This window comes from Parapedobacter lycopersici, from assembly GCF_040395035.1.
Classification (GTDB): Bacteria; Bacteroidota; Bacteroidia; order Sphingobacteriales; family Sphingobacteriaceae; genus Parapedobacter; species Parapedobacter lycopersici_A.
The window spans coordinates 20,396-27,152 of the sequence record NZ_JBEBRB010000034.1; the positions used below are offsets into that span (position 1 = coordinate 20,396).

At 49.5% G+C, this 6,757-nt stretch carries 7 protein-coding genes; all 7 read left to right on the top strand.

What is annotated here, in order from left to right; translation table 11 throughout:
- Window positions 1-19 precede the first annotated feature (19 nt).
- The 7 genes from ABWO75_RS08580 (at window position 20) to ABWO75_RS08610 (ending at window position 6,599) form a co-directional block, all read left to right on the top strand.
- Entirely contained in the window at window positions 20-484 is a 465-nt protein-coding gene (locus tag ABWO75_RS08580) for an NUDIX hydrolase (protein ID WP_353184565.1), read from the top strand.
- On the top strand, window positions 481-870 hold the full coding sequence (locus ABWO75_RS08585) for a hypothetical protein (RefSeq protein ID WP_353184567.1): 390 nt from the start codon (window positions 481-483) through the stop codon (window positions 868-870). Before ABWO75_RS08580 ends, ABWO75_RS08585 begins: the two co-directional genes overlap by 4 nt.
- 146 nt (window positions 871-1,016) lie before the next feature.
- Window positions 1,017-1,580 (top strand): RNA polymerase sigma-70 factor, encoded by a 564-nt coding sequence (locus ABWO75_RS08590; RefSeq protein ID WP_353184569.1) that lies wholly within the window; start codon window positions 1,017-1,019, stop codon window positions 1,578-1,580.
- A 132-nt stretch (window positions 1,581-1,712) separates the two neighbouring features.
- Window positions 1,713-2,750 carry a FecR family protein gene (locus ABWO75_RS08595; protein WP_353184571.1) on the top strand — a complete coding sequence of 346 codons (1,038 nt, stop codon included), beginning with the start codon at window positions 1,713-1,715 and terminating at the stop codon, window positions 2,748-2,750.
- The gene (locus ABWO75_RS08600) at window positions 2,747-3,949 is read left to right on the top strand and encodes an aminotransferase class V-fold PLP-dependent enzyme (protein WP_353184573.1); all 1,203 of its coding nucleotides are present in this window, start codon (window positions 2,747-2,749) and stop codon (window positions 3,947-3,949) included. Before ABWO75_RS08595 ends, ABWO75_RS08600 begins: the two co-directional genes overlap by 4 nt.
- 47 nt (window positions 3,950-3,996) lie before the next feature.
- Window positions 3,997-5,103 carry a bile acid:sodium symporter family protein gene (locus ABWO75_RS08605; protein WP_353184575.1) on the top strand — a complete coding sequence of 369 codons (1,107 nt, stop codon included), beginning with the start codon at window positions 3,997-3,999 and terminating at the stop codon, window positions 5,101-5,103.
- Between the two features lie 29 nt (window positions 5,104-5,132).
- Window positions 5,133-6,599: a M81 family metallopeptidase gene (locus ABWO75_RS08610; protein ID WP_353184577.1), complete on the top strand. Its 1,467-nt coding sequence runs from the start codon at window positions 5,133-5,135 to the stop codon at window positions 6,597-6,599.
- Window positions 6,600-6,757 lie beyond the last annotated feature (158 nt).

The window sequence follows — 6,757 nt, forward strand, 5'->3', positions numbered from 1 at the left end:
TGGCCATAATGAATCCGTAATGGCAAAGGAAAGCGCTGGAATCCTCTTATTCCGCCGGAGTCCCGGTATACAGGTTTTGCTGGTACATCCGGGAGGCCCGTATTTTGTACGGAAGGATTCGGGCAGCTGGACCATACCCAAGGGCGAATTTTCCCCATCAGAAGATGCATTGGAAGCTGCGAAGCGCGAGTTTTTGGAAGAGACCGGTTTTTCCGTAGATGGGACGTTTATCCGCCTCCCGTCGATAAGGCAAAAGGGTGGAAAACGTGTTCACGCATGGGCATTGGAGGGAGACATCGACCCGCTGGCGATCCGGAGCAATACATTTACGATACCCTGGCCACCCCGGTCGGGCAAATTGCAGACATTCCCTGAAATTGACCGGGCCGAATGGTTTGGAATTGCGGAAGCCCGCGAGAAAATTAATCCGGCGCAAGCAGAATGGCTGACGGGGGAACCAATAGCTAATTTATTGCCGATATGAAATTTAAATCACTGACCGCGTGCCTGTCGCTTTCTGCCGTTTACATGGCGCTTGCACAGCCCGCTACGATCCAGCAACACAGGGAAGACAGGCATCCGATCAGTGGTCACTTTGAAGGCACTGAACCGTTCTGGGACATGGAAGTCAGGGACAATGTGATTATCCTGAACATCGTAAACGATACGGTACAGGACACATTATTTCTTTCCAAAAAGCAGACGCATACCGAAACCTACGCCTTTCGGGGCGGGCATATCTTCGGAATTATCAGGCAATCTTCCGGCGGTGGCTGCCAGCTTGATATTACGGAAACGCCAAACCCTACACACGAAATTTATTTCAGTTATAAGGACGTGACCTACATGGGATGCGGCAAACTGGATTAAGCGTATCTCCAGCGCATAAACTACTAAATCACACACAGCGATCAGGTTGCCCGTAGGTATAGAAATCATATTTATTTAAAAAAATTTATATATTTACCATGCAATGGACCGCGTGCCATTGATGCCAATTTTAATCGCTAGATTCGTTGAAGCACCCTCGTTTATATAATGAGCCGGAACTTTTACGGTTAATTGTTGAAGAAAATGACGAAATAGCCTTCCGCAAGCTATTTGATCATTATGTCGACAGGTTGTGCGGATATGCCTGTAAAATTGTCAAAAGCGAGGAAATAGCCGAAGAAATCGTGATGAATGTATTTCTGAAAATCTGGCTGAATCACCATAAGCTGCTTACCATCGCGCGTTTTGATGCTTATTTATATTCGATCGTACGGAATCAGTCGTTGAATGTCATCAAGCGTGCCGAACATGAACTCCGGATCATCAGGGAGCTGAGCCAGACGAATACCCGGCATGTGGAATCGACGGAGGAAACAGTGATCTACAACGATTATAAACAGCTTTTGCACCAGACGGTAGACCGGCTTCCGCCACAGCAGCGGCTGATTTACCTGTTAAGTAGGGAAGAAGGGCTGAAATACGACGAAATAGCCGTCAATTTAAGTTTGTCTAAAAACACGGTGAAATCCCATTTAAAAAAAGCGATCAGTACACTTCGCAACGTGCTTAACTACGGTTTATTATTGTAATATGCGGAGGGTATTCAGCCGGTTCCGTTAAAATATTTCCCATACAACTAACCCCCTTTTTCCTGCCGATTGTCTCTTATTACAGCGGGCACAATAAATGTTCATGCATTTAAGCCCAACGAACTGGCCAATATGTCTACACATCGGTTTAATTATCTTTTTCAACGGTACATCAACGAAACGGCCACGCCGGAAGAGGTTGGGGAATTCCTGTCGATGGTCAGGCAGGAAGAATACAGGGAGATTGTCAGGGATCACATGGACAGCCTGTGGGAATCGCCGTTTACGTTTGCCTCGCTAAGTGCCAAAAAGAAAGCGACGATGTTTAACGATATTGTGACTGCCGCAGATAACAGCCGATCGGCCGCTCCGGTTGCCAGGCGGAACTGGATCAGTGTAGCGGCCGCCATCCTCATCATCAGTTCCTTTTTGTTTTTTTATGGTCGGAAATATGGGCTGTCCGGCCATGAGCCGATGCGTACCACAACAGGCGGGGGCGTGCAATCGACCGATAAGGAACTGCGGTTCATTACGTTGCCTGATGGAAGTTCAGTGGTATTGAACCAACGCAGTACACTGGAAATCAGCGATACATTCCGTGCCGGTAACGTACGTGAAGTATACCTGACGGAAGGCGAGGCCTTTTTTGAGGTAACCCATAATGCATCCCGGCCTTTCATTGTGTATACAGGCAAATTGCGTACTACGGTACTTGGCACGGCTTTCAGCGTAAAGACGAGCCGGGAAACCGGTATGGTAACGGTGACTGTCACCAAAGGAAAAGTGAAGGTGGGGGATGGCTCGCGGAGGTTTGATGTGCTCGATCCGGGTGAACAGATCGTCTATCAGCGTGGCCGCCCTGTCATAAAGAGGCAGGTTGATGCGAAGCAGGCCACAGCATGGAAACATAATGATGTCTTTCTTGATAATGTAACCCTGAAAAGCGTAAGCGATGAACTGCAGGACCGTTTCGGCGTAACCTTCATTTTTGCCAACGAGGCAATAAAGACGTGCCGTTTCAGTGCGACGTTTTTCAAAAGCCAGTCGCTGGAACAGCTACTCGCAGTGATCGCCGAAATTACGCATATCCAATACCGGTTTTTAAATAAAACGACGATCGAACTGAGTGGAATTGGATGTCATCTACTAACTCATATACCTAACGAATGATGAAACGCAGAGAAGTACTAAAAACATTGGCTGTTTTGCCCTTGTCGGGGAGCGTAGCCCCGACCGCTTTGCTGACTGAATCTCCGGTGCCGGACAAGCGGAACCTCTTTAAAGAATTAGGGCTCCGCACGTTTATCAATGCGGCGGGCGTTTATACGTCGATGTCGGCTTCGTTGATGCCGGAAGAGGTGCTTGAAGCCATTACAACGGGCGCCGGCGAATACGTGATGCTTGACGATGTCCAGGATAAAGTCGGCGAAAAAATAGCCGAACTGTGCCACGCGGAGGCCGCTATGGTGACCGCTGGTTGCTGGTCGGCCCTGGTACTCGGCATGGCGGGCGTGTTAACGGGAATGGACATGAAGAAAGTAGCTCAATTGCCTTTTTTGCCGGGTACAGGTATGAAATCCAAGGTGATTCTCCAAAAAAGCCATGCAACGGGTTACCACCTGGCGCTGAGCAATGCCGGCGTTTCCTTTGTGATGGCCGAAACCAGAAGGGAAGTGGAAAATGCCATCGATGAAGATACCGCCATGATGTGGTTTCTGAACCGGGAAGCGCCGTCTGGAGCGATTCAGCACGAGGAATGGATTGAAATTGCCCGGAAGCATGGGATTCCGACGATGATTGATATCGCATCTGACGTGCCTCCCGTTGAAAACCTGTGGAAGTACAATGACATGGGGTTCGACCTCGTTGCCATTTCAGGAGGGAAGGCCATGCGCGGCCCCCAAAGTGCGGGTATTCTGATGGGGAAGCGGAATCTTATCGCTGCGGCGCGTTTAAACGCGCCTCCAAGGAGCGGCATTGCGCGGGGGCAGAAGGTAAATAAGGAAGAGATACTGGGTATGTACGTGACCGTTGAAAGGTATATCAATCTGGATCACGAAAAGGAATGGCGACTGTGGGAAGATCAGGTTGCTTTAATCGAAAAGACGGCTAAAGGCGTAGATGGGGTGATGACAACCGTGTTTGTACCGCCTGTCGCAAACCACACGCCGACCCTCAATATCTATTGGGCCAAAGACAGGATTAATATTTCCGGCAACGACCTTCGTCAGCGATTAAGGGATGGAAGTCCCTCCATCGAAGTGAGAAATGGCGAGAATGACGGCATTGAGTTAACAGTTTTTATGTTGAAGCCCGGCCAGGAGCGAATTGTAGCCCAGCGGATTAGTGAAGAGTTACGGTCGATATAGTACAATTGAATTGATCACGGTCCTATTAACATAACCTAATTTATGAAATGAGTAAGCGTCACTATAAAACACTGCTCGGGTTGGCTATTGCTTGCCTGATAATTGCGATTACGATGGCGGCAGCAGGCTACATGCATAGCGCCGGCCCGTTTTTAATTGCTTTTTTTCTCGGACTGTCCTTTGCGGTCAAAGGTTTTCCGCCCGTGAAAGGCCTTTCTTTTACCATCCTGATCCTCGCTGTGGTTACCACGGCGATGTATTATCCCCATTTATTCGTTGAAATCGGAGGATTTGAACTCGCCATACTGATCACCCCCTTGGTGCAGGTCATTATGTTCGGGATGGGATCTTCCATGGGATTGAAGGATTTTATCGAGCTGGCTAAACGCCCGCGTGCGGTATTCATCGGTGTACTGGCGCAGTTTACGATTATGCCGGCACTGGCTTATGCATTGGCGTTAATCAGTAATTTTCCGCCAGAGATTTCAGCCGGACTGATTTTGCTGGGCTGCGCCCCGACATCGGTTACCGCAAGTTTATTTTCCTACCTGGCAAAAGCGAATGTAGCACTGGCCATTACCGTTACCTCATTGACAACATTGCTGGCACCCCTTTTACTTCCGCTGTTGATGAAATTATTTGCCGGCGACTTTGTGGAAATAGCCGTGTTGGCCATGATGTGGGATATGGCACAGATTGTACTCATTCCAATCGGCGTGGGACTACTCTTCAATCATTTCCTGAGCGGCCGTGCCACCTGGCTGGATGCAGCCATGCCCAAAGTTTCGATGGCGGGGGTTGCGCTGATTGTTGCGATTATCATCGCGGCGGGCCGGGAAAGCCTGTTAAATATCGGCTTTCTTTTATTGTTTATGGTGTTGGCCCATAACCTATTGGGCTACTTCTTCGGTTACTGGATGGCCCGTCTGTTCAAGATGGATGAACGGGACTGCCGCACAATTGCCATTGCTACGGGCATGCAGAATGCGGGACTTGTTTCCGGAATCGCGAAGACCATGGGAAAAATTGCGACGGTTGGACTGGCATCTGCAGTCTGCGGTCCGATTATGGGCTTTACGGCATCCATCATTGCTTCGCATTGGAGTAATGCAGGATCCAAAGCAATCCGACATAAAGAAAATAAAGAATTGTAACATAAATAGTTGTGTAAATCAAATAAGCCATGGCTTTAAAAGTTGCGCTATTAGGCATATACCACGAATCCAATACGTTTGTCGACCGTCCCACCACATTGGATAACTTCCGGAACGGGCGTTATTTAAAAGGGGATGACATCCGAAGGGAATACCGGGACGCGCACCATGAAATCGGTGGGATGCTGGAGGTGCTGGATCAGCATCAGATTACGGTCATTCCCCTGTTTTACGCTGAAGCGACCCCTGGCGGCACGATTACGGCGGAAGCTTACCAGACCCTGCTGGATGATATGATGGAGGAGGTCGATCGAGTGTCACCGGTGGATGCATTCCTGGTGGTACCTCACGGTGCGGGAGTGAGTGAGGCTGTTGCGGATATGGACGGTCATTGGCTGGGTAAATTGCGGGAAAAGGTCGGGCCCGGTGTCCCCATCGTGGGTACACTGGATCTCCATGCGAATGTGAGTCCGCTTATGGTTGCATCAACCGATGCGCTGGTGTCTTATAAACAAAACCCGCACGTTGACCAACGCCAGCGTGGAAAGGAGGCAGCCACACTGCTTGTTCATTTATTGCAGGGGAAAGCCAACCTTTCGCAACAACTGGTACAGGTACCTGTTGCCATCAGCATTGAACAGCAATTTACCGAACAGGAGCCCTGCAAAAGCCTGTATGCCTATGCCAGGGAACTGGAACAGCGGGAAGGTATACTGTCGATCAGCATCCAACTGGGTTTTCCCTATGCGGATGTTGATGAAATGGGCACGTCGGTCATTGTGGTTTCCGACGGTGATCCGAAACTGGCCCGGGTAACAGCGGAAAAGCTGGAAGCCTATATTGTGGCGCATCGGGAAAGTTTTGTGGGTCGGAAAAACAGTGTGGCGGAATCGATCGCGTTGATTGAGCATCGCGAAAAGCCGGTGTTACTGCTGGATATGGGCGATAATATCGGTGGGGGTAGCCCAGGGAACAACTGTTGCCTGCTGGAAGCGCTGGAAGCAGCACAGCGATATCGCTATTTCGTCTGCATTTGTGATTCACAGGCTGCTGCAGACGCATCCAAACACCAGCCCGGCGATCGTTTTCACCTGCTCATCGACGGCATTGGCCCGGAAGGGGAAAAGCAATACACCTTGGAGGTACGTTTGCTGCAGGTCAATGACGGGAATTTTCAGGAAGATCGGCCGCGGCACGGCGGACAGGTTAATTATAAAATGGGAAAAACGGCGATTGTGACAACCGATGCCGGAGGCGTGATTATGTTGACTTCGCTGCGGGTTCCACCGTTTAGCCTGAGGCAATTGACCGCATTCGGCATCGACCCGAAAGCTGTTGATGCCGTGGTTGCAAAAGGTGTCAATGCACCCATTGCGGCTTATGCACCGGTATGTCCGACTATTATCCAGGTTAATACGCCGGGTGTTACCCAGGCTGATATGACCCGGTTCACTTTCCGCCACCGGCGAAAACCGCTGTTTCCTTTTGAGCGATAATCATAACGAGGCTTTTAAATTACTATTACTATCACCAAATCAATTAAATATGAAATTTATACCTGTCATCGTCTTTGCTTTTTTTATGTCGGTTTGCTGTCCATTTAGTTTACAGGCACAAAATCCGGAAGCCCGGCTAAAGGAACTGGGGATTGAAT